Origin of the sequence: Longibacter sp. (assembly GCF_051155795.1) — a bacterium.
Lineage (GTDB): Bacteria > Bacteroidota > Rhodothermia > Rhodothermales > Salinibacteraceae > Longibacter.
Genome location: NZ_DAXETW010000152.1, coordinates 25302 through 50930 on the forward strand (window position 1 = coordinate 25302; position 25629 = coordinate 50930).

The window sequence follows — 25629 nt, forward strand, 5'->3', positions numbered from 1 at the left end:
CCACCATAGAAAAACCGGCAGGCCTCGACGTGAGACCTGCCGGTCGGAACCGCTGGGTGTCGATCCAACGCAGACGAGTATGCTACAGCGGGAGATTGCCGTGCTTCTTGCGCGGATTGTTCACCACCTTGTTCTCCAGCATGTCGAAGCCGCGAATCAACCGCTCGCGCGTTTCGCTCGGCCGGATCACGTCGTCGATGTATCCATGCTCGGCTGCTACGTACGGGTTGGCGAACTTCTCCCGGTACTGCTTGATGAACTCATCCTTCTTCGCCTGGGGATCGTCGGCGTTGGCGATCTCGCGGCGATAGATGATTTCGACGGCTCCCTCCGGCCCCATAACCGCGATTTCGGCGGTCGGCCACGCGAGGTTGATGTCACCCCCAATGTGCTTCGAGTTCATCACGTCGTAGGCACCGCCATAGGCCTTACGCGTGATCACCGTGATCCGGGGGACGGTCGCCTCGCAGAAGGCATAAAGGAGCTTTGCGCCGTGCTTGATGATGCCGTTCCACTCTTGATCCGTTCCTGGAAGGAATCCGGGGACGTCTTCGAAAACGAGGAGTGGGATATTGAACGCATCACAGAACCGAACGAAGCGCGCGCCCTTTATCGACGCGTCGATGTCGAGGACGCCTGCGAGCACGGCCGGCTGGTTGGCCACGATCCCGACGGGACGTCCGCCGAGGCGTGAGAACCCGGTAATCAGGTTTTCCCCGAAATCCGGCATGATCTCGAAAAAGTCCGCATCATCAACGATGTGCCGCGCCACGTCCCGCATATCGTACGGCTTGTTCGGGGAAGCGGGAACGAGTGTGTCGAGATCGGACGCGTCCAGCGAGTTTTTCGCCTGCTCGCGCGGGCGCTGCGGCGGGTCTTCCTCGCAGTTCAGCGGGAGGTAGCTCATCAACTCCCGGATTCGGAGGAGGCAGTCCACGTCGTTGCTGCAGGTCACGTGCGACACGCCGCTCTTGCTGGCGTGCGTCCGGGCGCCCCCGAGATCTTCGCTTGTGACGTCCTCTTGTGTGACCGTTTTCACGACGTGTGGCCCGGTCACGAACATATAGCTCGACCCTTCCACCATGAACGTGAAGTCGGTGATGGCCGGGCTGTAGACCGCGCCGCCGGCACACGGCCCCATGATCGCCGAAATCTGCGGGACGACGCCCGACGCGTCGACATTCAGCTTAAAGATGTCGGCGTAGCCCCCGAGGGACTTGACCCCTTCCTGGATGCGGGCACCGCCCGAGTCGTTGAGCCCGATGACGGGCGCGCCGTTCTGCATGGCGGTCTCCAGCAACCGCACAATCTTGTCGGCGTGCGCGCGCCCGAGGGACCCGCCGAACACGGTAAAGTCCTGGCTGAAGACGTAGACGAGCCGCCCGTCGATCGTCCCGTGGCCCGTCACAACGCCGTCGCCATAGGGTCGGTTATCCTCGAGGCCGTAGTCGCTCTCCTGGTGTCGGACGAAGGTACCCATCTCGACGAAGGAGTCGTCGTCGAGCAGGATGTCGATTCGCTCGCGAGCGGTCAGCTTGTCTTTGTCGTGCTGGCGCTGAATACGCTCTTCCCCGCCCCCGAGCTGCGCGTCCGCGCGCCGTCGATCGAGGTCGTCGTGCAGTTCTTCATGCGTCGCGTCAGGCGGCACGCCGTTGGGAGACGGAGAGGTCTCGGTCGACGTTCGCGGCTCGGATTCGCTCATGGCAACGGGTCGGAAAGAAAAAGTCGGAACGGCGGGCCGGGGAAGCATGCATCAACGGTCATCTCGCAGCAGCAGAGGGACCGGCCCTCTTTCACAGAAAAGTAGGTCCCAGCACCAACGACGTCAATGAAGAAGAGGTGAGGGGGAGTACGTTTTGGGGTTCGGGGTAAGAGGTGTGCGGTGTGAGCGCTTGTAGGAGCGGGTAAGCAGATGAACCCGGCCCAACAGGTGTCCAACGAACGTTGTGAAATTCGGTACGGGCGACCTCCGGTGAGTGAATTTGCGACGGCCACACTCTCGGGGCAATCGGCTTGGAAAGACATTCCCCGTCCCAAACCCGAACGTCCCCAACAAACCAACGCATCAACGAACGAAGGAAACGCTCCTGCGCCCGGCGCACCGCTGAAGCCGACGAGATGCCGGGTCAGGGTTCGGCGTGACGCTCCGCCGTAGCAGAAGGTCTGTTTCACGGCCCAAACCACACACCGCAAACCACACACCCCGAAACGCACACCCCGCCCTCTCACTCCTCCCGGAAGCGCTGCTCGACAGCGTTTGTGAAGTGGACGGCGGCGTCGCTGTAGATGTTGATCTTGTGCGCGCGGAAAACATCCCGTGCGATGATCTGCGAGGCCTCGCCCCAGGAGTCGGCGGTATCCAGTCGGAGGAGGACCTGCTCGTAGTCGTCCAGGTCGCCGTCGAAGAGCTGTCGGACGAAGACGCCTCGTTGCGGGGGATTGCTTTTCCCGAAGACACTCTGCTCCAGCGCTTGCATGTCAGCCTTTTCGTTGCCGCTCACGGACACCGGTTGGCCGGCGGGTCCCTCGTCTGTCTTCGGCATGCTACCGGTCGCGTCGTCGCGCGTTCGAGCATCGTCGACCGGGTCCTCGGCGTCGAACGGCGAGGGGAGGGACTCCTCCCTGGGCGACTCCGAACGGCTACCACCGGCTGCTCGCGAGCGCCGGTACTGCGCCCACAGCGGCTGGTCGCTCCCGTCCGGGGCTCCGTTTCCGCGACTCGACCGGGAGGCCGGTCCCTGCTGAAATCGTTTCCAGAGGGGCGTGGCTCCGTCATCCCGCTGCCCGGCGGCGGGCGATCCGAGTCCCCAGTCCTCTTCCTCCCAGGGCGCCGGGTCGGACGAGCGCAGTGGCTCTGCTTCGGGGGCGCGCTCGTCCGTGGTACGCTGCTCTGTAAGGATCCGGCGCAAGCCCGACGCGCCGATGCGTGACTGGCCATCGGCCTCGAGCTGTTGCAGGCGGCGGAGGGCCCGGTCGTGCCCTTTGTCCTGAAAGAACCCCTGCATCGGCTGGATCGGCACCTCATCGCGGCCGGTCGCCGTTTGGGTCAGATGCAGCAGCGGCTGCAACAGATCCATCCACTGCTCCCGGGTGTACTCGCTGGTCAGCCGCTGGTCGATCTTCAGGAGGAAGCGCTGAAACGTACTCCGGTCGAATGCCTCCAGGTTTTTGCGTTCGGCATACGCCTCGACGGCATTCTGCAGGTACGTGTACGCCTCGAAGAACTGCATGCGCCACCGGATGCGGTCGAGCGGCAGAGCCCCCGTCTGTTTGCCAAACACGAAGTCCGTGAGCACGGGCGTTGGCTGAAGGAGGTAGGCGCTGACGTACCGGCAGGCCTGCTGCAGGGCACCCGTCCACTCTTCTTCGGGGATGCGCGCGTGACGGGACAGGACATCCTGAAGCTCCGATAGGGCCTTTCGCACCTCCGGGGCATCGTAGGCGACCCAGTCGCTTCCGGCGCGGCGGAGACGACGACTTTCATGCCGGCTCTGGTGGCGGAGGAGATGGAGCAGAAAGTGCCGGATCGGATCCGGCATCGGCCCCCGGTCGACATCGGACCGAGCATACGCCTGCTCGGGCGGGTACGACGACAGGAGACGCTCGTAGAGCGGATCAGCGATGGAACGAGACATCGTGCGGCAGTCGGGAGCAGACAGAGGGAGAAACCGGCGCAGGCCGGAGCGAGGCACCGGATCCCCTTAACGTACGCAGCAGGTAAACGTTTTTCAGCCCGTGCGAGCCTGTTGGTTACGAAACCTTACAGTTCAACCTTCAGACCGACGTACGGCACCACAGGGAGCTGATTCACACGGCGCAACTCGGCCAGGTCAAAGTAGAAGATGTTCGACCGGTCGTAGATGTTAATCGCGCCGGCCTGCAGGTCGAAGTCGGCCAGTCCCAGCGTGAAGGTGCGACTGACGGAGACATCCAGGCGGTGGTACACCGGGAGGCGAGCGTCGTAGGGACGGTCGAAAATGAACCTCGGCGAGCCGAAGTCCTGGGACGGATCCTGGCCCAGCCCGCGCTGGTCGATGAAGCTGTCGAACCCGTAGACCTCGGTAAACGGAAGCCCACTGCTGAACTGCCAACCGATGTTGGCCTTCGCCAGACCGAAGTCGTACTCGACGGTGGCGTTCACGCGGTGGCGTTGATCGTGCGGCGGGTTGTACTCCTCGAATCCCCCCCCGAACCAGTCGCCGAAATCTCCCTGCTGGGCTTCATACTCTACAACACCGAAGCCGTACCCGAGAAAGCCGTAGAAGTCGCCCCGTTCGTACGTGGTACGCACGTCGACGCCGAACGACCGGCCCTCGGCCAGCGTGGTGACCGTCGTGAAGCGGCTTAGCGTGCTCCATTTCGGAACAGGCAGGTTGCTGATCCAGCGATGATACCCTTCGACGGAGACGTTCAACCCCGGAAGAATCTGATCGGACACGCCGAGCAGGGCATGGATGGACTGGGCCCGCTTGTCGTTGATCGGCGCGGGAACCCAGGCGGTAAAGACAGAGCCGGCGTCCCGTTCATCGCTGATCCCCTCGAACGTCTGCTGGTATAGACCCGTCGCGAAGTTGATCGTCGGACCGTCCTCCCCGAAGAACCGGGCCTGCCCACGTAGGCGCGGCTCGATGCTCATCGGATAGGTCGTCGGCCACACGATCGCTACGCCCGGCGTAAGATCGATCGTCGATACCGGCGAGAAGGTGAGGCTCGTAAACCCGCTGAAGGTAAATAGTTCGTCTTCTGCCACGTCGAAGACACCGAAGCTCTCGCCGACGTCGTACGAGTACTGATTCACCTTCGCCGCGAGGCCCCAGTTCCATTCCGTGTTACCGATCGGAAGCGTCGCCGAGAGATCGGTGTGGAAGCGAAAGATTTCTGCCGAGCGATCGCGGATGGCACCGGAGCCGGTCGAATTCTCATACCGCGACACACCGCTCGTAACCTCGAAGAGCGACGAGTTTTCTGGGACGAGCAGGACACAGCGACCGGCGAGCACGCGGTTCTCCGCCTCGAACGTGTCCGCGCTCCGTGGGTCGATGCGCCCCCGGTCGTAGGAAGACAGGAGCGACACACCGCATTGCGACCGTTCGCCAGAGTCATGCAGCTTCAGGTAGAAGTCGTTGAACTTCAGCGGGACGTCCGTGCTCAGGTACTGGGGCGCGGTTTCTTCCACAACCGACTGCCGGGCGGAGACGAGAAACGAGAACGAATCCTCGACGAGGGGACCTTCCGCTCGCAACTCCACCAGGAACGGACTGGCCGACGCGGCCGCACCGAACTTCTTCTTGTTTCCCGGACGCATCGTGACATCGAGCACGGACGAAATGCGATCCGAATACTCCGCCCCGAACCCGCCCGCGTAGAAGTCGGCCGAGGACACCATGTCTTCGGAAAAGATCGAGTAGAAGCCGATGAGGTGGAACGGGTTATAAACGAGCGTTCCATCCATCAACACCAGGTTCTGCGACGGTGTCCCGCCGCGAACAAACAGCTGGCCTCCACGATCTCCTACGGACACGACGCCGGGAATCGACTGAAGGTACGACGCAATGTCGCCCGTTGGGCTGGGCGTCGGGATGCGCTCGATATCGGCGACGCGCACCCGTTGCTTCCCGGCTTCCAACTTGGCACTTCCGCCTTCCGCCTCGACGGTAATTTCGTCGAGTTCCTGCGCGCTGGGCTGGATTTGAACGGACTTGGTCACATACGACGCCGACGTTTCCAGCCGCACGGTGTCGGTGTAGGTTTCGTATCCGACGAAGGACACCCGAAAGAGGTACGTCCCGCGACCCACGTCGTCCAGTCGGTAGAATCCGTCCTGACCGGTAGATGCTGCGGTCACGAGCGAACCGTCGAGCGTCGCAAGGACGACATTGGCATCAACGAGACCGCTGCCCGTTTCGGCATTCGTGATGAAACCGCGGAGTCCGACCGCATCCTGCCCCTGCGCTGCGGGCGCAAGCACAAGCAGGAGCGCCAGCACGACCAGGATGGGCGAGAAAGAGGACATCCGGCGCGGGGCGGGTCGCATAGACGCTGGAGGGGTCAGAGAAAAACGCATAGGAGAAAATCAGAAACAGAGGGTGGGCCGAAACGAGGGCCTGTCCGAAGGCAGGCGTGGATGCAAGTACACAGGTGCATCAATCACATACCTGTTCTTCTCGCTCATAGGGAACGTCCACGGTGTCGGTCACGCTGGCGAATACCAGTCCGAGCCCACCGTCCACGTTATCGTAGTTTCCGGGAAGCGCGGCCGATTCGAAGTCTGCAAAAAGGTACTCCGACCCGGGGAAATCCGGGCCGACGGCGCCGTATCCCATTTTTACCTGGTTCGGTATGGCCGGAGGCGGAAGCTGCGTCCCCTGAAACGAATCCCCCAGAATATCGAGGGCGACTCCCTGAAGATCGCGGGTCGCGTCGACGAAGTAGCTGGCCCGCTTGTCGATGTCATTGTCTGCAGCGAGGTCATTCAATTTGGGATACGTACCGAGTACGGACGGGGTGATGTAGATCGGCGTGAGCAGACCGATCTGGTCACCCTCCTGCGGCTCGATTTCGACGGAGAATCCCGTCGGGGTCCCCGGCAGCATGTCGGTGGTGTCGCCACACACCCGCATCGAATCCATGGACAGCATGGGCAGGCCCTGCGGCGTGGTGAACTCCGCGCTTGCACTAGCCCCGTCCGGGCTTCGAATGTCGACGCGATACACGGTCGACGAGTCGATCGAGCCTTCGAACACGAAATTTCGGACGACCCGATCTGCGGAGAACGCCAGGTCCTCCGGCTCCATCGAGAAGACGTCTCCGGTGGACGTATTCGTGAGTTCGACCGTGAGGCGCGGCTCTCGCGGCACCCGGTTTGACAGCGAATCCCGCAGATCTTCGACCCGAAGGACGTGTCGCGTATCGGCCACATTAAACTGCCCAAACACCGAAAAGCGGGTATCGGACTCAACGAAAGGACTGATGGCCGTATCGCACGCTCCAAGCATGCTCGCCGTGACCAGGGCGGCAAACAGCGCGAACAGCGATCGGCGGGAAGAAGGGTATTGGCTCATAGAGCGCGGCGGTAGCGAAAGTGCATCCAGCGAGAGAGGGCAGGCGAAGTGCCTACAGGACACCGGGCGGTCCTGGGAACGGGCGGTAAACTCAGGAGGCGCGTGTGGATTCCGGTTGCGTACCGTGCATCAAGGTTCTTCACGGTATTGCCACACGCGCGGGAGCACCGGCATTGTTCGTCTACGGTTGGAGTCTATGGTTCGATTACGTCGCAGGTCGGGGTTTGTCCACCGACGCCAAGAATTCGGGAGGTGTGTGCAGAACTGAACACCGCGCCAAACCCTTTTTCCACCGTTGAAAGCCCCGGCGAGGCGCGTACCTCCCGGCTACCGCTGACATACGTCGGACCGGGCCATCCCTCGTTCGACGAGGCCAGCTCGAGAAGGATCAGGTCAGGAATCGGCGCGGGGCGGCCTTCAGGGCACCCGTTGATGCTGCGGTACTGAACGCATGCGAGGTCAAGCTGCGGCCGGATGATGACATCCACGGAGTCAGTAACGTCCTGCTGCTGATACACCCGTTTGAGCGTTCGAATCGTGAAACGCTCGCCGATCGCGAAGTAAACCACGCGAAGCTCGCTCAACTCGTCCGTGCCCCGGGTGTTGACCCGAACGCGAAACGGCCGCGGCTGCTGGCTTCCGACTTCCGAGTCCAGACAGGTCGCGACCGTATCCGGTGCCTCCACGATCGGCGGTCCAACCGGCGTTCGGAACGTCGTTCGTGCCGTCTGCCCGCTTCGCTGCTCTTCCACCGAAAGGGTATACTCCGTGTCGAAGGGCAGGCCGTTCGGAACCGAAATGTTAAAGACATCGCGATCTTCCACGCTATCCAGGCGAACCGGCAACGTCGTCTCAGCTCCGGTCTCCGCCTCGGTCAGGCGCGCCCAGAGCTCGTCGTCAGGGTTCGCAGCGCCGGGGACGCCATCACGTAGCCGACTGACGCGCACCAGGGACGAATCCTCGGTGGAGGTCACGTCGATCCGTCCGAACAGGCTGAAATGCTGCGCGCTGTCCTTATACGGTTGAACGGATGTATCGCAACCGATCATCGAGAGGGCAAGACTGAACAACAGCAGATGCGCGACAAGCCGGGGAAGAAACGGGGGACGGGGACGTGGCAACATCTAAGAACGCACAGAGGATGGAGAAACGAATGTCACCGAACCATGCGGTTTCAGCGACAGCCTCCACTCGAAAAAGTGGGACGGGGACATTCCTGACAGGAGTGGGGAAATCGCGTCCGCGCTTCCTCTGTCGTGGTCTGGAAGCGGGTTCAACGTGACGTGCGGATTGACATCTAGCGACCCAGCCCGGCCATTCGACAGCGAATCCAGCGACATCTCGCTTGGCCGTTCCTGTACAGAACACCTTCATTTTATGAAATTGACCCTAAAGAGTCCAGCAATGAAGAGCCCGGAACGATCTCATCCGTCGATCGACAAGGGGGACAATCGGTCAGATACGGCTGATTTCGGCGCGGACCCTCCACCACAGGTACCCACAGCCCCGTTGCCGTGACCACCCGGAAGCATGTGAAGATTCGGTGTGACAGGCGTCCACACGACCTTGAACCTGAAGCACGTGCCGCTCGGGGCCCATCTCCCCTCACAAGAGCCGTGTCAAGGTGAATGCGTTCTGTCTTCACGCGTACCGACGCATCCGTGGTTGGATGTGCACGAAGCGCCGTCTATCTTTGGAAATGTAAGACGGCGGGCTCACCCTCCCGCGCACTCGCCCGTCCCCTTCATCTTCATCGCGCGCCCTTCGACAGCCCTCTGGCCGTGGACGCCGCCCCTCACCTTCCTTCGCCGACCCGACGCGCTTCGTCCGCCACCAGCCGGCTGGCGTATGTCCTGCTCCTCGGCATCATGATTTATGTCGCCGCGCTTCTGGCCGGGGATGCAACCCCGGACGGGCGACGCGTCGGACTCCGGATGTGGGCGTTATTGTCGGCCGGTGTGTTCGCCGTGGCGGCACCCAACGTCCTGGCACCGGACCCGGACGCTCCGCTGATGCAGCTTCTCAACCGGTCGCCGAAGCAGCTTCTGCACCAGCAGTTGACCCGGTGGGGACGCGTGCTGGCCCTCTTCGTCCTTCCGGTCTGGGTCCTCGCGTTCTTCGATACATCCGCTCCCACGGGACACCTCACGGCCAAGCTCGGGCTCGCCCTCCAGGCGACCGTCGTGGTGCTGGCCACCGGTCTTTACGCCTTCGATGTGTACGCCACCATCGGTCGGCTGTCGCAGGACTGGCACGAAGGCAAGCGCGGAGGATGGTACCAGAGCGTTAAGACGTCCGGCTACGGGTTCGACATACCCATGGGACTCGTCCCCGCGCTCTTCGCAACCGTACGATGCTTCGGGGCGGGAATCATCGTCATTCTCTCCTCGGCGACGTTGTTCGGCATGGCACCGGCCATGGCCTGGGTTCCGGGCGTAGCGTTTCTGCTATGGAGCGGCATTCGCATTGCCCGCCATCGCGCCGCGTTCGACCGGCATTACTACCACACAAACGCGTTCTACGACGAAGTGCTGGGCGGCGGCAGCGTCGGACCGTCCACCCGTGAGCCGGTGGAGATCGATAGCCTGTACTGGATTCCGCAGCGGTTTCGGCCGGCGGCGTGGGTTAGCCTCCGACAGCTTGACCGCCGCCTTCCCCTCGGCCGACTCGTGGCGCTCGGGCACGTCATCTTCTGGATCCTGCTGGCGCAGGACGCCGCGGCGGCCGCCATCACGTCGACCCTCCTCCTCATCGTCGGCCTGCAGAACGGCGTAATCGGCCTGCTGGCCGGCGAACGCATGTCCGCTCCCACGTTGCAGCTCACCCTCCACTCCCCGCTGCACTGGTGGGGCGCCCGCACCCTCGCCAACCTGCGCTGGATGGCGCCGCTTCTCGCGAGCCTCGCCCTCGTCGCGACCGTGAGCGATGCCATGCCGTGGTCCAGCCTCGCGGTGTGGGCGGCAGTCGACATAGTCGCCGCTACCGTCGCTGCCGGACTCACGACCGTCGCCGTCGAAGGCCGCACGCGCCGCCAGTATCGATAACGCCCCCCGCATCGCCCGCTGACTTCCCCTCGCTTTCGTTCCCCATGCTCGTCCTCGACTCCGTTACGAAGCAGTACGGCCAGCACGAGCCGGTCATCCACTCGATGTCTCACACGTTCGCGCCGGGCACGCTGACCATGCTCGTCGGACCGAACGGAGCGGGAAAAACGACGCTGCTCCGGATGCTGTCGGTCCTCGCCTACCCGACGTCCGGGAGCGTCCACTACGACGACCTGGACATTCACGATACGCCGTATCGGTACCTGAAGCACGTGGGCGTCGTGCACGCCGAAGCCGGGCTGCCGGAGCACCTGACGGCGGTGGAGCTGCTGGAATGGGTCGCCCGGAGTCGCAACACCTGGGACGCCGGTGGTGTCGAGCGCATCGGCGACCTGCTCGACCGGCTGCGCCTGGACGAGCGGCGCGTCAACCTGCTCGGGACCTACTCCAGCGGCATGCTCAAAAAGGTTCAGATCGGCGCCGCCTTCATCGCGCAGCCCGAGGTGGTTCTGATGGATGAACCGCTCCGCTCGCTCGACCGCGCGACGACCGACGCCACCATCGGCATGGTGGAAGCGTTCGTCCGGGACGGGGGCATCGGTATCGTCGCCTCGCACCTGGACAGCGAACTACGCGATCTTGCTGCGGAGATCGTCACCATGGGCGAGCCGGAGTAGGGCACCCCCGGGCACGCCAGTCATACGAACGGCGGTGGCGCCATCTACAGGCACCGCCGCCGTCTCAATCATCATATTCGCCGTCCAGGTCGTCAGCCGCGCGCGGCCAGTTCCGCGAGCTGATCGATCGTCTCGACCTCTGCGGCGCCGTTCTGGATCTCGTCCCACGTGGGATAGTCCGTGTAACCCTTGGCTCCGCCGTTATAAAAGGTGCTCTCGTCCGGTACATTGACCGGAAGCCCATCCCGGAGCCGGCGCGGAAGATCTGGATTCGCGAGGAACGACCGCCCGAAGGTGACGGCGTCGGCATAGCCGGACGTGATCGCGTCGTTCGCGGTTTCTGCGTCGTAGTTGCCGTTCGCGATCAGGACCCCCTCGAACGCATCGCGGATCGCGGAGAACACCTCACGGACCTTTCCGTCACCGCGTACGGGCGGCTTCGGATCTGACGGCTCGACGAGGTGCAGGTAGGCGAGCCCGGCCTCATCCGCGGCACGAGCGGCCGCTGTGAAGGTGTCCACCGGCGTGTTGTCGGACATCGAATTAAAGCCGGACAGCGGGGACAGTCGAAGGCCAACGCGTTCTGCTCCCCATACGTCCACGACGGCATCTACTACGTCTTGCAGAAAACGGAGCCGGTTTTCGAGGGACCCGCCGTAGCGGTCCGTCCGCTGGTTGGAGCCGGACCGGAGGAATTGATCGATCAGGTAGCCGTTTGCGCCGTGGATTTCCACACCGTCGAATCCGGCTTCAAGAGCCCGCTCGGCGCCACGGCGGTACTGCTCCACCACGTCGGCGACCTCGTCTGTTTCGAGCGCGTAAGGCGTTTCAAAGGGTTCCATTTCCATGTTTGCGGTGAGCGTTTCCCCTTCCGCAGCGATGGCCGAAGGCGCAACCGGCTTTTCTCCGTCATGATACGATGAGTGAGAGATCCGCCCTACGTGCCAGAGCTGGAGCACAATCCGGCCATCCGCCTCGTGAACCGCGTTCGTGACGAGCTTCCACCCGCCTACCTGTTCGTCGCTGTGAATGCCGGGGGTGCGCGGGTAGCCCTGCCCTCTCGGTGCGACCTGCGTCGCCTCCGTGACGATGAGCCCGGCCGATGCCCGCTGTCGGTAATATTCGGCATTCATCTCTCCCGGTACGTTGCCTTCCCCCGCCCGGTTGCGGGTAAGTGGTGCCATCAGCACGCGATGCGGAAGCGACAGGTCGCCGGTTTCAAGGGGACGAAATAGAGGAGATGACATTCGATCTTCGATTGGGTCCGTAGTTCAGCGCGAGGTCGATGCCGACCCGTCGGAGCCGGCACTCATCTTCCGTCTCTCAAATCCTGTTGCAGAACGATCGTTCCAGAAAGCGGCGTAACGGTGTTGTCTTTCGGCGAGATTGCCGGTGGACCATCCGGCCTCAGGGTTCCACGAGCACCGAGAGGGTCTGATCGATGACATCCTCGAGCACGGCCTGATCCGGTCGAAGCTGTGATGTCACGTGGATCCCTCGGTAGGCGTTGGCCAGAAAGCGCCCGGCCGCAACCGGATCCAGGACGTCGTCAATTTCCCCGGCGGTCTGCCCGCGGCGTACCGCCATGGCGAACGCATTTTCCATCCCCTGAAGACTTGCCGCCGTGCGCCGGCCGATTTCCTCGTCGCATCGCGCGCGCTCGACCGTGGCATTGACGACGAAGCAGCCCCGTCCCTCGTCGTCCGCACAGGCGACGCCGGCCTCCTCGAACACCCGCCGAATGCATGCGAGCGGCGACGAACCGTCGTCGAGGCGCTCCACCAGCTCGCGCGTTTCGCGATTCCTGTACCGGTCCAGGGCGGCCAGATACAGGTCGTGCTTGCTACCGAAGGTCTCGTAGAGGCTGGACCGGCTCAGGCCCGTGGCCTCTACGAGATCCTGAACGCTCGTTCGCTCGTACCCTTCTTCCCAGAACTGACGCATCGCACGATCGAGCGCGGCGTCGGGATCGAACTCTTTGGTCCGGGGCATGAGAACGAGAGGGTTACTGAAGGGACGACATCGGACACACCGGGGACCGACCTCGTCGCGCACGACGGCGGGTCGACGGCCCATATGAACATTCCAGACATCCCGGTCTGTTTTGCCGTATGCGTACCGGCGGGACGAAACGGTCGTTCCATACCATTCATTCCAGAATCGACTTGCTTGCATCGGTCCAGCCGATCGACTTTCCTTTCCTGTTTTCAAACGAGGACGCTCCATGAGCACATCATCGTCAACCCCGTCCATCCTGATGGTTCTCACGTCGCACGAAGAACTCGGCGACACCGGCAACAAGACCGGGTTCTGGCTTGAAGAACTCGCTGCACCGTACTATGCGTTCGTTGACGCAGGCGCGGACGTGACGCTCGCGTCACCGGCCGGAGGACGCCCGCCGCTTGATCCATCGTCGGATGAGAACGACGCGCGAACCGAGGCCACGGAGCGGTTCAAGTCCGACTCTGAGGCGCAGAGCCGCCTGGACAGCACGACGCAACTGTCCGACATTGACCCGGCAGAATACGACGCCGTGTTCTTCCCCGGCGGACACGGGCCGATGTGGGACCTCGCGACCAGTGAGACGGCGGCGAAGCTTCTGTCGCGCTTCTTCGACGACGGAAAGCCCGTCGGGGCCGTCTGTCACGGTCCGGCCGTCTTCACCAGCCTTCCCCCACAGGATGCGCGAAAGTACCTCGGCGACAAGACTCTTACGGCATTCACCAACACAGAGGAGGCGGCCGTGGGCCTCGCCGACGTCGTGCCGTTCTCCCTGGCCGATGAGCTTCGAGAAGTCGCTGCAGGGTTCGAACACGGCAAAAACTGGGAGTCGTTCGTCATCATGGACGACAACCTCGTGACCGGGCAGAACCCGGCATCGTCCGCCCCGGCAGCACACGCCCTGCTCGAACTTCTCGGCGTGACGTCGAACTGACCTCGCCGGCCCGGCCGCTACGCCTCGCACGACGAACCGCTTAGCACCACGCCTGCGCCCCGACCGCCGAAAGGTACGGTCGGGGCGTTTCGTTTGCGGCGACCCATCATTTGCGAGGGCTCAACCCGACCGGGGACCTGCTCCCGCGACCCGCTTCGCACCCATGGTTCCATCTCCTTCGGGGTGGGTGCCAGCCGATCCGGGCCGCAATCGCCTGCGCCGCTCGGCCGGCGGGACCGAACCCACAATCTTCGCCTTCGGGACGAAAGGCATCGCACGTCCAACCGGCGGAGCGGCCCATCGTCTCTCCTTCGTTCCGCCCGCCTTGCGGGGCGCCACCGGCGCATGCAGCCTCATCCGATAGCTATCGCTACAGCGGTTTTCGCTTTCCCCTTGCCCATTCGGGGCAAAACGAACCCGCTTTTGGCTCCACTCCGTCCATTTCCCCCTTCTACCGCTCGAGCGGGTGGCGCACCCCGGCGCGCCGCAGGATGAGCCGTGAACGCAGATTATACGAGCCTTCGTGCGTCAACGGAGATGGGGGGAAGCGCGATACTTACGTCGGCGAGATCGCCAATTGTGCTTGGCGGCGTGATCCCCTCACTGTACCATGGTGCCCGCGCTGCCGAGACAGCTTTCCCTCGTCCGGGGACTCGCGGGCACCGCTTACCACGGCAGCGCCCCGACGCCATTCGCTCCGTTTCAGCGCCTTCACGCCCCCAAGATCCACGTATAGCATCACACCACCATGGGACAGCAGCAACTGATTCTTCTCGTACTTGCAACCGTGATCGTCGGCCTTGCTACCGTCGTCGGCATCCGCGCCTTTTCTGAGAACTCCGCCAAGTCCAACGCCGACGCCCTGATGCAGGACGCCGTGAGGATGGCAAGCGACATTCAGGCCTGGGTGCAGAAACCCGCCCCGTTCGGCGGCGCAGGGGACGGCGAGGACTGGACGGCCGCTACACTTGCGGACATCGGCTACCCTCTCACGAGCGGCAACTACGAGAACCTGAACGGTACGTTTACGCTCTCCGGGGGGCTGATAACGGGGACGCATGATGCGGACGGGGATGGGACGGTAGATCAGGAGGTGCAGGTTCGCGTCTGCGGCCTGCGCGACACCGATATCATTGGCGCCATCATGCAGGTGGGCGCGCAGTCGTCCGGCGCCACGGCCCCGGCGTGTGCGGCAACCACTCCCTAACGTCGCGCTGGCCTTCCGCAGCGGAGCGCGAAACCGTCGGTACGCGGCAGTTCCCTGTGAACCCCGTCCGGGATCCACCCCGAGGCGGGGCCGCGCCGTGGAGGCAGCCCCCTGATCGCGCTCCGCTCCTTGCTTTATCTGCACCTCCGTCATGCCCGTTCGCGAATATCGATTTAGCGGCGTCAACACGATGGGCGAGCCCGTCCGCGGGACCGTCTTCGCGCCAAGTCGGCGCGCCGCCACGAAGCGGATCGAGGACCTCTCGGAGAAGCATCGATTTCGGACAGACGAGGTCCGGCAGCGTCGCACCTTTCTTTACAAAGTGAGAAACGCTTCCGGCAGTCTCGCCCGGGGCGAGCAGAAAGCCTACAGCGCGGACGAAGTCCGAACGGCGCTCGAGCGGATGGGGCTGGAGGTGATAAAGGTCGAGCGGAAGCTGCTGGACCTGCAGCGAAAGCCGTCGAGCACCGACATCGTTATGTTCGTGCGTCTGGCGGCCAACATGCTGCGCCGGCAACTCCCGTTCGACGAGATCCTGACGCTCCTGGCGGCGGACTCGTCCAGCAAGCCGCTCCGGCAGATGATGCGCGACCTGCAGACCGACCTGAAAAGCGGGATGAACGCGCAGAACGCGTTCATGAAGCACCAGCACGTACTGGGGAAATTCACGGCCTACATGCTCGGCCTTGCCGCATCGAGCGGCAACATGGCGGACATGTTCGAGTCGACCGCCCGGTATCTCGAGCGCAAGGACGAGTTTCAAAAGAACGTCCGCAGCGCCCTCATCACGCCGGCGATCACGCTTCTTGCGACGATAGCGGCCTTCGTCTGGTACGTATGGTACATCATTCCGTCGTACGCGGGCCTATTCGCCAATTACAACGTCACGCTTCCCCCGCTCACGCAGGCATCCCTCTCGTTCGCCGGCTGGATGGATGCAAACTGGCTGTGGGTATCGGGTGTGCTGGCTATCCTCGCGGTGGCCGCTGTGGCCTGGTCGCAGACTACGCGCGGGCGCTTTCTCATCCACAAGCACATGCTCCAGATCCCGATCCTCGGGTCGCTTCTGCACAAGCTCAACCTGGAGGTCTTTTGTCGTGTGTTTGCCGTGCTCTACAGCGGGGCCGGCGAGAACGAGGAGGTGATGAACATTGCCGCCGAGGCCACCGGCAACACCTACATCGAGCACCAGATCAAGACGATTACGGTGCCGATGATGATGGCACGTGGCACCGACCTGATCGAAGCCATGCAGGCCTCGGACGTGTTTACGCGGATGACGATTGCCCGCTTCCGCTCCGGCTCCGAGACCGGCGCCGTGCGGGAGAGTGCGGAAGAGATGGCCGATTTCTACGAAAAGGAAACATCGCTGAAGCTCGCGCAGACCGTGGAAACGATCAAAACCGGCGTCGCCATCGTGATTTCGCTCATGGTCGCACTGCTGACCATCATCTCCGCGGAGTCGGCGCTCATCCAGCCGAGCAGCTCGGACATCATGATGAACCGATGACACCGCGTCCGACTCCCGCCTTTGCACGACCGTTTCCACCGCCATGGATGCACCCAAGTACCGACTGAACACGATCCTTGACGTCGCGAAGGCGAACGGGGATGCGGCTGACATCGAGGGATCCGCCGACCCCGCTCTACCCCCTGCCGACCCGGCCATGGCTTCCCCCGTCGAGTCCCCCACTGGCGATGCCACTGCGACCGCATCGCCCAGGGACCGGCCCCGGCTACCTGACGGAGCACTCAGAGACCGCGTCGTGATGCGCCTTGTGTCGGACGGCGCGATCAGTGTCGTGCACGCCCGCGAGGCCGTCGATCTCTGGGAACGGCAGCAGGAGACCGAGATGCTGTGGCGGGTTCTCGCCCGTCACCCACGCGTGGACCGGGAGGCTGTCTTCGCGGAAGCGGCGTCGACGTACGCATTCGCCGCCGAACCCGTTGGCACCGGCGACGACATCGACATCGACTTCGTGCGCCATATCGTCGAAAGCCTCGACGGCGACCATCAGGACCGAATGCTCGCCTTTCGCCTCCTGCCCGTCCGGTACGAGGCTGATTCACGCCGCGGCATCCGAAAGCTGATCTTCGCCACGCACGACCCGATGAAGCCGGAGGTCTTTCACCTCCTGCAGGACATCGGCATTCAGCACTTTGAGCTTCGGTACGCCGCGGAGACCGACGTGGCCACGCTGCTGGACGAGCTCTTCCCCCGCCGCAACGAGTACCTCGAACGAATTCAGGCGGATGAAGACGCGCAGGCCTTCGACCTCGGCGCAAGCTACCAGGAACGCGGATCGCGCCTCGTCGACGAGGACGAGCTCGAAGCCGAGATCAACCGCTCCGCCCTCATCAACCTGTTTGAAGCCACGCTGGTCGAGGGCGTTCGTGGCGGCGCGTCCGACATCCACATCTTTCCCAACGAGCGGCGCCAGACCGAATTCCACATGCGCGTGGACGGCGTCCTCACGCTGTGGCACACGCAGGACAAGGTCCACCCCGAATCCATGCTCGCCGTGGTCAAGGACCGGTGCATGAACGTCGACCGGTTCGACCGCGACGCCGCCCAGGACGGGTACATTCAGCGCACGGTCGACGACAAGCTGATCCGGTTCCGCGTGTCGATTCTACCGATTGCGACCTCGGACCGAGAGGTCAAGTCCGAAAGCATCGTCATCCGGATTCTGGACGACTCGAAAGTGTTCACGGATCTGTCCGCGATCAATCTCCACCCGGTCGCCCTCAAGCGCTTCGAAAGAGCGATCAACCAGCCCCATGGCATGGTCATCATGACCGGGCCGACGGGATCGGGGAAGAGCACGACTCTCGCGGCAGCACTCCACGGCGTCATCAGCCCGCAGCGGAACGTGCTGACGATCGAAGACCCGGTCGAGTATATCATCCAGGGAGCACGACAGATCAAGCTGGGGCCGCGGCTCAACCTTGAGGGGGCGCTGCGGTCCATCCTGCGCCACGACCCGGATGTGGTGATGGTCGGGGAGATGCGCGATCGTCCCACCGCCGAGCTCGCGATCAAGCTCGCCAACACCGGCCACCTCACGTTTTCAACCCTTCACACGAACGACGCCCCGAGCGCGGTCAGCCGCCTGTTCAAGATGGGCATCGAGCCGTTTCTGATCGGGTATGCCATCAACCTCGTCGTCGCGCAACGACTTCTCCGGAAGCTGTGCCCGACGTGCCGGGACGTCGACCCGGATCCCGACCCGGTGCTGCTTCAGGAACTCGGCTTCACGGATGAGGAGATCGATGCCATTACCCTCTACCGGCCGGGCCACGAGTCGTCCTGCCGGACGTGCTCCGGTCAGAGCTACAAAGGTCGCCAGGCCATCGCCGAAGCCTTGTACTTCAGCCGGGACATCCGCCACCAGATCGTCGACGCCGGCGACTCGATCGACGAAGACGGCATTCGCAGCCTCGCAATCCGGCAGGGCATGATGACGCTTCAGGCCAGCGCCCGCGAGGTGGTGAAGCGCGGCGAAACCTCCGTCGACGAAATGATTCGCGTCGTCGCCAGCGAATGACCGGCGACCGTCACCTCTCCCCGAAGCCGCCATGCACCTTCTGTACTCCCTCATCGCACTGATGCTCGTCGGCGTGCTCGCGCTAAACTCGATGCGCACGGCCACCCATGCTGAGCAGCGCATTCTCAGCAATGAAATCATGACGCAGGTCACAGGCGTGGCCGACGAGGTCTTCGATCACGCCGCCGGCTACTGGTTCGACCACGCGGTCGACGAGTCCCGGTCGGCCATTCAGCCCCCCATCTTTCCGCTGATCGAGGCGCATCAGACGAACCTTCTGACCGCAACGAGCGCCGTGCCGGGGGCTACCGTCGACGGCTGGGGCGGCTGCACCGATGCGATTTATGCGCAGGATACGAACATGGGGCAGCGCCGGCTACAGAATACCGCGCGCCCTCTCACCTGCGATGACGTCGACGACCTGCACGGCCTGTCGATCGAAATGGAACGAGACGGCCTCACATACGACGTCGCTTTCGCCGTGGAGTACGTTCTCCCGACCGACCCGACCGTCGTGTCGTCCTCTCCGACGTTCGCGAAACGACTGACGCTGACGATCACGTCGGCAGACTACGAAATCGGCGGCAGCCCGCTTGAGGTGGTGCTCTCCCGCGCATTCATGTATGATCGCGTGACTGGCACGTGACCCCCGTAGACCGCTTCGCCCAACCCGCCCTTTCAGCCGGCCTCTATGAGACTGCGACATGAGCACCTGGATTGAATACATATCGGCGTTTGCCGTCGCCTCCTTCGTCGCGGTGACCCTTTTCGCCGTTCAGTTTCGATCGCAGGAGGTGTCGATCGATAGCACGCAGTACCGATCCGTAAAAACGGCGGCCGTAAACGTTATCGAGATGATCGAGAGCGACATGAAAAACCTCGGCGGCCAGCACCCCTCGAACTCGGCCCTCACCGCGTTCGGCCTTCCGGGCGGCGCTGCGTTCGGCATCCAGAGCGCGCCGGACACGACGAATGTGCCGCACACCTTCCGCTTCTACGCGCCACGACAGCGGGGCACGGCGCCGAGCGTTATCCGATACGAATGGGCCGTCGAAGACAGCATCCAGCTGTCGGATGGCACGCAGCGTCCCCTGTACACCTTCCAGCGGATCGTGGACGGGAGCGTGGACGGCGAGAGCAACGGCATCCTGACGAAGCTGACGTTCAACCTGCTGGAGTCACCGGGCAACGCCATTACCAACCTCGACCAGACCGAACAGGTCTTTGTCGAAGTCCGCGCCATCTCTCCTCTCGGGCGCAGCCGGACGGTCGGGGAAACGCGCTGGTCCAGTACCTTTCGGCCCCGCGCTCTAACCATCCACCGATAGGCGTCTTCCCTACCACCGTCACCTTTTTCTCTCGTCATGGAACGGATCGTCCTCTTCCTGGTGCTCGGCGCCTTCCTCACGGGTTCGATGTACACGTTGAACGTGGAGTCGAATACGCGAGACGCGGATGACGCGCTACAGCGCTACCAGTACAAGGAGCTGGCTAGGGACGCGGCCCTCGCCGGGCTCCGCCGCACCGTAGCCAGCCTCGCCCGAAATGCCCACACCCCGTGGAGCGGGCACAATGCGTACGATCTGGGCCGGACGCCCTACGGCGATGGAGCGTACGAGGTCGACGTCCAGACAGTGGCCGGCCAGGCCGACACGGTCGACGTGTACGTGCTCGGCATCTTTGGCCCGGATTCCATCCGTATCGACGCCCGGTACGAGCGCGCCCAGGACCTCGGCGGCGTCCCGCCGGCCTTTCGCTCCGTCATCCTGACGGAGGACCTCCTCCAGGTTCGGGGAAACATCACGATCACAACCCTCGACCCCGGGATAAACGCCAACATCCACACGAATGACGAGCTCCGGACGAACGGCAACTCGTTCATTGTCGAGGGCTATGGCACCTACGCCAATGCGAGCAGCACCAGCCAGCCCGACAATTTCCAGCCGAGGGTCGACTACAACGGCCCGGAAAGCAACGTCCTCCAGGTTCCGGAAATCACCCTCCCGGACGCACGTCTCGACAGCAACGATGCGGACGTTCACTGGGTGGACACCGACAACTGGCCGGATCTCGTTCTGGAACCGGACCCGGGCTTTCCGACCGCGGTCCTCAACATCCAGGACGAGATCTACGGGCCGGGTGGCTTCTGCACCGACGGCCGCATCCCGCCGAGTGTGTGCTGGCAGGACGGCAACCCGGTCCTCGGGGACACGCAGGCCTTCGTCTGGTGGGTCGCGGGTAACATCGACATGACCAACGTGCAGGTGCAGGGGAACGTCGTCCTGTACGCGGATGGCTACCGTACGATCAACGGAACGCCCGATGCGGCTCCCGGCGCCGGCCTCCTGCTCGAAGACGACATTGCAGGGGAGATCAACGCGGACGATCAGACACAGCTCATGCTGCGGACGGCGGGCGAAGCCCACATTCGCGGCAACGACCGGGTCATCGGCAGCATCTGGGCCAACGGCGACGTGACGTTCTACGGGACGCCGGACTTTTACGGCAACGTTTTGACCCCGGAGGCGCGCTTCGAAGGCCTCGGAGATTTCACGCTGACGTACGCCGCCCCCTCGACCCTGATCACAACCCCCGGCTACCGCAACGACGACCCCATCGGCCCGGTGCTCATCGGCTACGCCGAATGGGACGAGGAGTATCTGCCTTAAAGCTCAAGGTTCACAGTTCCGAGTTCCGGGTTCTGGAATTCGTCATTCGCAATTCCTCATTCCCAATTCCCTATTCGCAGATCCCAATTCGTCATTCGCAATTCCCAATCCCCAATCCCCTTCAACCTGACCTCAGCCTCTGGATGAATCCCCTGCGCCGGAAGCGACATACGACTGGCCATTTCGTTTACACGGATGCGGGGGTTCGGCGCATCGATTTTTCGTTTCCGGATTGACGCCTTGAGCCCCGCGGATGCGATACTTGGACACGTCCTGTTCAACCATGGGGGCGTTCTCTTGACTCTTCTTTTCGCACCCTCGCTGTGAATGCTTCCCCGCCGCCCGTTTCGAGTAGCGAGACGGCGCCGCCCACTCATGCAGGATCGACCGCGATTCACGTTCCGGATTCGTTCGTGGAGCTGGCGCGGTCAGCCCCAGAGGATCTGTCCGGGCTGCGGCGGATCCGCTGGCTCAGCCGCCGCCTCGACCGGTTGCCGGACACGGATCGGAGAAAGGCGAAGGACGACCTCGACGCGCTCGCGGCACGGATGGTAGGGCTGAACGCATCCGACCTCGACCTCGGGGGCCCCGCGGCGGCGCATCAGGTCTGGTTTCGCGTCGACGGCTGCAAACGGCCGTACCCGGACATGGGCACGTTCGACCTTGCGGCCACGGACGTGTGGCTCCTCAGCATTTTGGCCGACCACCAGCGCGACGCGTTGCTGCACCGCTTCAGCGTCGACTTCGGCCACAGCCTTGCGGTGCATCCCGACGAGCCCGAACGCCGGTTTCGCGCCACGGTCTACTTCGACAACCAGCACGTGGCCCTCGGCATGCGGCTGCTGGCGTGGAAGCCCCGGCCGCTTCGATCGCTCGGCTTTCACCCGCTCGTCGAGCGCGGCTTTCTGTTCCGGTACGTGCGCGACGGGCTGACGCTCTTCACCGGCGTGACCGGCTCCGGCAAAAGCACCACGCTGGACGCGATCGTGGACGCCAACAACGAGGACACGGCGGCGCACATCCTGATCGTTGCACAGCCGCTGGAGTTCATTCATACATCGAAAAAGTGCATCATCCGCCACCGCGAGGTGGGCACGGACGTCCAGAGCTTCGTCGACGGCATGGTCCAGGGTCTTCGGCAAGACCCGGACATTGTCATCGTCGGAGAAATGAGGGACTCGGAAACGATCTCTACCGCCATGGAGATGGCCGACACCGGGCACAAGGTGTTCTCGACGCTTCACACCGGGAGTGCGATCGAAACGATCGACCGGATCGTCGCCGAGTATCCGTCCGACGAACAGCACCGCATCCGAAACCGCCTCGCGGACGTGTTGCGATGCGTCGTATCGCAAAAACTGCTTCCCTCGATCGGCGGCGGCCGAACGCTCGCCAAGGAGGTTCTCTGGATGACGCCGGCCTCTCGGGCTGCCGTCAAAAACGGCAACGTGCCCGAAATCTACCAGATGATCTGGCAGGGGCAGGACCAGGGGATGATTACGCTTGAGCAGAGCCTCGCTCGCCTCGTCCGGCGCGGGGAGGTGGCCACGGACACCGCTCTGAGCTACGCCAATAACAAACGCCGCCTCCTCCACCTGCTGAGGTCTTGACGCCTCGCCTCCGCTTCTTCCGCCCGAATCCGGTACTCTCGATGTCTGCACCCGACTCCTCGTCCGTCCTCGGCGTCTCGCTTACGCCGCACACCATTGAAGCGGTGTTGCTCCGCGCGGTGGAGGGGCATCCCGTCATCGTCCGACGGTTCGCACGACCCCGGCCGCGCGTCGGCGAGCCGTCGCTCGCCAGCGATTACGCATCGAGCCTGCCCGGACTGAAAGGCACCGAGGACGCCGACTTCACGCTTCAGGTCGGTGCGTCGGCGGTATCGGACGACCTGCCTTTCGACGCAACGCTCGACCCGCTCGGGGCCGCCGGGCGCGATACCATCTCCGGCGACGGAGCGGGAGCAAGCAACGGAGGCCCCCGCCTCTTCGCCGCCCCCCTCCGGGAGATTCTCGCCGAATGCAAGGAGATTGGCTGCCCGAACCCGGACGTCGTCTTCGTCGCCGGACCGCCGGACGTCGCCCACGTCGAACTCGCGGGCCACCTCGCCGACAACGAGACCAAAGGATGGCTGAAGACGGTCAAACCCTATCTGCCATTCGGACGGTCCGCGCCGGGCGGGCCTCGAATGGCGGCTCTTCGATCCGTCTACAAGGGCGGCTTTGACGCCCGTCGCGTGCGCTTCCTCCCGATGACGCCGGCCGCCAGCGGCACCGCCCGGCACCTCGCGCTCGTTCCCACGCATCGCGACAGCGTCACCCCGACGGTCCAGACCGGCTTCGGGCCGAACCGCGATGTGCCCCTATCGGCGCGCCGCATGGACGCCGAAGTGGCGATCCACGTCGACGTCGTACGGCGCTACCTCGTCCCGGAGTCCGACCACACCACCGCCGTCATCCGCGTCGGCGCAGAGGACACGCTCATTCTCTTCATGCGGGGCTCGGCCCTCCGTCACGTCGAACACCCGCGGTCGGTCACCTCCTATGATGCGCCGGACACCATCGCCTCGCGCGTGCTGCTCTACCAGGACGAACAGCAGATCGAACGGATCGACGCCGTCGTGCTCATCGGCGGCCCCCGCGACGAGCGGCTCGTCACCAGCTTCCGACAGTACTACCCGGACGCCGCCGTCGGACGCCTGCACGAACTCCTGCTGAAGGAAAACGTCGGCGCCGCGGAGGACGTGCTGCATACCCTGACGCCGGAGTCCGGCCCCGCCCTGGCTGCCGCACTTCGCGTCCTTGATGAGCCGCTCGAGGACGACCTCAACCTGCTCGACCGATCCGTCCAGCACACCGCGCGCCCCCTTCCGTTCTTCGCGTGGCACACGGTCGCCATGCTCCTCGTGATCGTGGCCTCGACGCTCTTCTTCGTGTGGCGTTATGTGGGACAGCAGACCGAAATCGCCCAGCTTCAAACACGGATTCAGGCCAACCCGGTCGCGCTGCCCGACATTTCTCCGGCCGACCTCCAGCAGCGCGTGGACAGTCTCAACGCGGTGCATGCACAGTACGCCCGATCGCTCGAGGTGCTCGACTCCCTGTTGCTGGGCAGCACCGAATGGAGCACGACCATCGCCCGAACCGCACGGCAGACGGATGCGATCGAAGGCATCTGGTTCGAGGAGTGGTCGCTGTCACCCGACCAGATCACGCTCCGGGGCAACGCGATGGACCGCAACCGCGTCGCGACCCTGGCGCGCAACCTGGACGGCGTCGTACACGAGGTGATGTACGCCGACATCGACGATTCTCGCGTCTACCCGTTCGAAATCACGATTCCGCGCGACATCTCAATGCCGGACGCCGCGCTCGCTCTCCGAGAACGAAATCTCGACGCCGAGGCGGCACGCTCGATCACCGGGGAGGCGATCCTCGACGCGGACCTCGAAACCGCTCCGGACGCGCCCTGACGCGCCCCTCGCACCGACCCTGGGATCCAATGAAAACCCATCTCAACACGCTTCTTCTCCTCTGCGTCGCCCTCGCCGTCTCCGGCGCGGGATACTACGTGACGGAGATCCACCAGCCCGCCACGCTGCAGCATCTGCGAGATGTGGACCGCGTCGCCCGTCTGCAGCACGCACAGGTCGCACAGCTGCTGGCCGAAGCCGAGCAATCCTCCGACCGGGCCGATGCAACCGTGCGACGCTGGAACTCGCGGTACCGCTACATCCCGGCCTCGCTGTCCACCTCTGACGTAATCGAGTACCTGGAAGAGCTCACGCCCTCCGGATTCGAAGCGTTCGACGTTCGCCTCGACGACGTCGAGTCCTCGCCCGATGTGGACCACTATTCATTCACGGTGGACGGCACCGGGTCCTACGCAGCGATCTACGACTTCATCTGGCAGATCGAGAACCGGCCCGACTTCTATCGCATCCGCGACCTGGAGATGGGCCGAATCACCGTCGTCGACGGGAAAAGCGGCACTCGCGGCCAGGAGAGGGTCCGCTTCTCCCTGCTGCTCGACGTGTTCTTCGGCGGGCTGGACGGGCTCAGCGCGGATCGCGACCTGCTTGCCACCGCACCCGAAGACGTCCTACCGGAGCGCGACGTGCCGCACAACTCGTTCTACCCACTCGTCCGCGAACGCGTCCGCGCCAGCGGTCCGGGCACAGCCGGACAGGTCGACATCCGTCACGCCAGCCTGGTCTCCATCGCCGGATCGCGCGCGATTTTCCAGGACGGCAATACGCAGTTCATCGTGTACGAAGGCTCCTCCGTCGCCTATGGCACAATTGTTCGTATCGACCCGCTGAACGTCGTCGTGCGCGCCAGCCTGACGATCGACGGCAAGACGGAGATCGTGGATATTCAGATGGAAAGCACCCGTCCGACGTACCGGCAGGCGGAGGGGAACGCTCAGCTCGTACCGGTCGAAACCGGCCAACCCTGACGCGCACTGCTGTCGCCGTCCGCTCCCCTC

The 25629-nt window shown here is 63.7% G+C and carries 20 protein-coding genes; 13 read left to right on the forward strand and 7 right to left on the reverse strand.

Features of this window, described 5'->3' with window-relative positions:
- Positions 1-82 precede the first annotated feature (82 nt).
- From ACFCU0_RS14495 to ACFCU0_RS14515, 5 genes are all read right to left on the reverse strand, one after another.
- Entirely contained in the window at positions 83-1702 is a 1620-nt protein-coding gene (locus tag ACFCU0_RS14495; RefSeq protein ID WP_434974395.1) for an acyl-CoA carboxylase subunit beta, read from the reverse strand.
- Between the two features lie 523 nt (positions 1703-2225).
- Positions 2226-3635 carry a hypothetical protein gene (locus ACFCU0_RS14500; protein WP_434974396.1) on the reverse strand — a complete coding sequence of 470 codons (1410 nt, stop codon included), beginning with the start codon at positions 3633-3635 and terminating at the stop codon, positions 2226-2228.
- 125 nt (positions 3636-3760) lie between these two features.
- The gene (locus ACFCU0_RS14505; RefSeq protein WP_434974397.1) at positions 3761-6034 is read right to left on the reverse strand and encodes a TonB-dependent receptor; all 2274 of its coding nucleotides are present in this window, start codon (positions 6032-6034) and stop codon (positions 3761-3763) included.
- A gap of 109 nt (positions 6035-6143) precedes the next feature.
- Entirely contained in the window at positions 6144-7061 is a 918-nt protein-coding gene (locus tag ACFCU0_RS14510) for a hypothetical protein (RefSeq protein ID WP_434974398.1), read from the reverse strand.
- Positions 7062-7255: 194 nt separating this feature from the next.
- Positions 7256-8185: a hypothetical protein gene (locus tag ACFCU0_RS14515; protein WP_434974399.1), complete on the reverse strand. Its 930-nt coding sequence runs from the start codon at positions 8183-8185 to the stop codon at positions 7256-7258.
- A 657-nt stretch (positions 8186-8842) separates the two neighbouring features.
- Between ACFCU0_RS14515 and ACFCU0_RS14520 the strand changes: the two genes are divergently transcribed.
- Positions 8843-10105 (forward strand): hypothetical protein, encoded by a 1263-nt coding sequence (locus ACFCU0_RS14520; RefSeq protein ID WP_434974400.1) that lies wholly within the window; start codon positions 8843-8845, stop codon positions 10103-10105.
- Positions 10106-10149: 44 nt separating this feature from the next.
- On the forward strand, positions 10150-10782 hold the full coding sequence (locus tag ACFCU0_RS14525) for an ATP-binding cassette domain-containing protein (RefSeq protein WP_434974401.1): 633 nt from the start codon (positions 10150-10152) through the stop codon (positions 10780-10782).
- 92 nt (positions 10783-10874) lie between these two features.
- Here ACFCU0_RS14525 and ACFCU0_RS14530 read toward each other — a convergent pair whose 3' ends face one another.
- Both ACFCU0_RS14530 and ACFCU0_RS14535 read right to left on the reverse strand, forming a co-directional pair.
- Complete coding sequence (locus ACFCU0_RS14530; protein WP_434974402.1) at positions 10875-12029, reverse strand: alkene reductase; 1155 nt, start codon at positions 12027-12029, stop codon at positions 10875-10877.
- 160 nt (positions 12030-12189) lie between these two features.
- Positions 12190-12774, reverse strand: coding sequence for a TetR/AcrR family transcriptional regulator (locus tag ACFCU0_RS14535; RefSeq protein WP_434974403.1), 585 nt, complete (start codon positions 12772-12774; stop codon positions 12190-12192).
- A gap of 232 nt (positions 12775-13006) precedes the next feature.
- On the opposite strand from ACFCU0_RS14535, the gene ACFCU0_RS14540 reads away from it, so the two are divergent.
- The 11 genes from ACFCU0_RS14540 to ACFCU0_RS14590 all read left to right on the forward strand — a co-directional run bounded on the left by ACFCU0_RS14540 (position 13007) and on the right by ACFCU0_RS14590 (position 25599).
- Entirely contained in the window at positions 13007-13717 is a 711-nt protein-coding gene (locus ACFCU0_RS14540; RefSeq protein ID WP_434974404.1) for a type 1 glutamine amidotransferase domain-containing protein, read from the forward strand.
- 163 nt (positions 13718-13880) lie between these two features.
- Positions 13881-14081 carry a hypothetical protein gene (locus tag ACFCU0_RS14545; RefSeq protein ID WP_434974405.1) on the forward strand — a complete coding sequence of 67 codons (201 nt, stop codon included), beginning with the start codon at positions 13881-13883 and terminating at the stop codon, positions 14079-14081.
- 384 nt (positions 14082-14465) lie between these two features.
- Entirely contained in the window at positions 14466-14924 is a 459-nt protein-coding gene (locus ACFCU0_RS14550) for a hypothetical protein (RefSeq protein ID WP_434974406.1), read from the forward strand.
- Positions 14925-15075: 151 nt separating this feature from the next.
- Entirely contained in the window at positions 15076-16434 is a 1359-nt protein-coding gene (locus ACFCU0_RS14555) for a type II secretion system F family protein (protein WP_434974407.1), read from the forward strand.
- Between the two features lie 43 nt (positions 16435-16477).
- The gene (locus ACFCU0_RS14560) at positions 16478-18472 is read left to right on the forward strand and encodes a GspE/PulE family protein (protein WP_434974408.1); all 1995 of its coding nucleotides are present in this window, start codon (positions 16478-16480) and stop codon (positions 18470-18472) included.
- A 31-nt stretch (positions 18473-18503) separates the two neighbouring features.
- Positions 18504-19118 carry a hypothetical protein gene (locus ACFCU0_RS14565; protein WP_434974409.1) on the forward strand — a complete coding sequence of 205 codons (615 nt, stop codon included), beginning with the start codon at positions 18504-18506 and terminating at the stop codon, positions 19116-19118.
- Positions 19119-19176: 58 nt separating this feature from the next.
- Positions 19177-19800, forward strand: a complete 624-nt coding sequence (locus ACFCU0_RS14570; RefSeq protein ID WP_434974410.1) for a hypothetical protein — start codon at positions 19177-19179, stop codon at positions 19798-19800.
- A 36-nt stretch (positions 19801-19836) separates the two neighbouring features.
- Positions 19837-21141 (forward strand): hypothetical protein, encoded by a 1305-nt coding sequence (locus ACFCU0_RS14575; RefSeq protein ID WP_434974411.1) that lies wholly within the window; start codon positions 19837-19839, stop codon positions 21139-21141.
- 323 nt (positions 21142-21464) lie between these two features.
- Positions 21465-22751 carry a type IV pilus twitching motility protein PilT gene (locus tag ACFCU0_RS14580; RefSeq protein WP_434974412.1) on the forward strand — a complete coding sequence of 429 codons (1287 nt, stop codon included), beginning with the start codon at positions 21465-21467 and terminating at the stop codon, positions 22749-22751.
- A gap of 41 nt (positions 22752-22792) precedes the next feature.
- Positions 22793-24613, forward strand: coding sequence for a PilN domain-containing protein (locus ACFCU0_RS14585; protein ID WP_434974413.1), 1821 nt, complete (start codon positions 22793-22795; stop codon positions 24611-24613).
- Positions 24614-24642: 29 nt separating this feature from the next.
- Positions 24643-25599 (forward strand): hypothetical protein, encoded by a 957-nt coding sequence (locus ACFCU0_RS14590; protein ID WP_434974414.1) that lies wholly within the window; start codon positions 24643-24645, stop codon positions 25597-25599.
- The last annotated feature ends 30 nt before the right edge of the window (positions 25600-25629 follow it).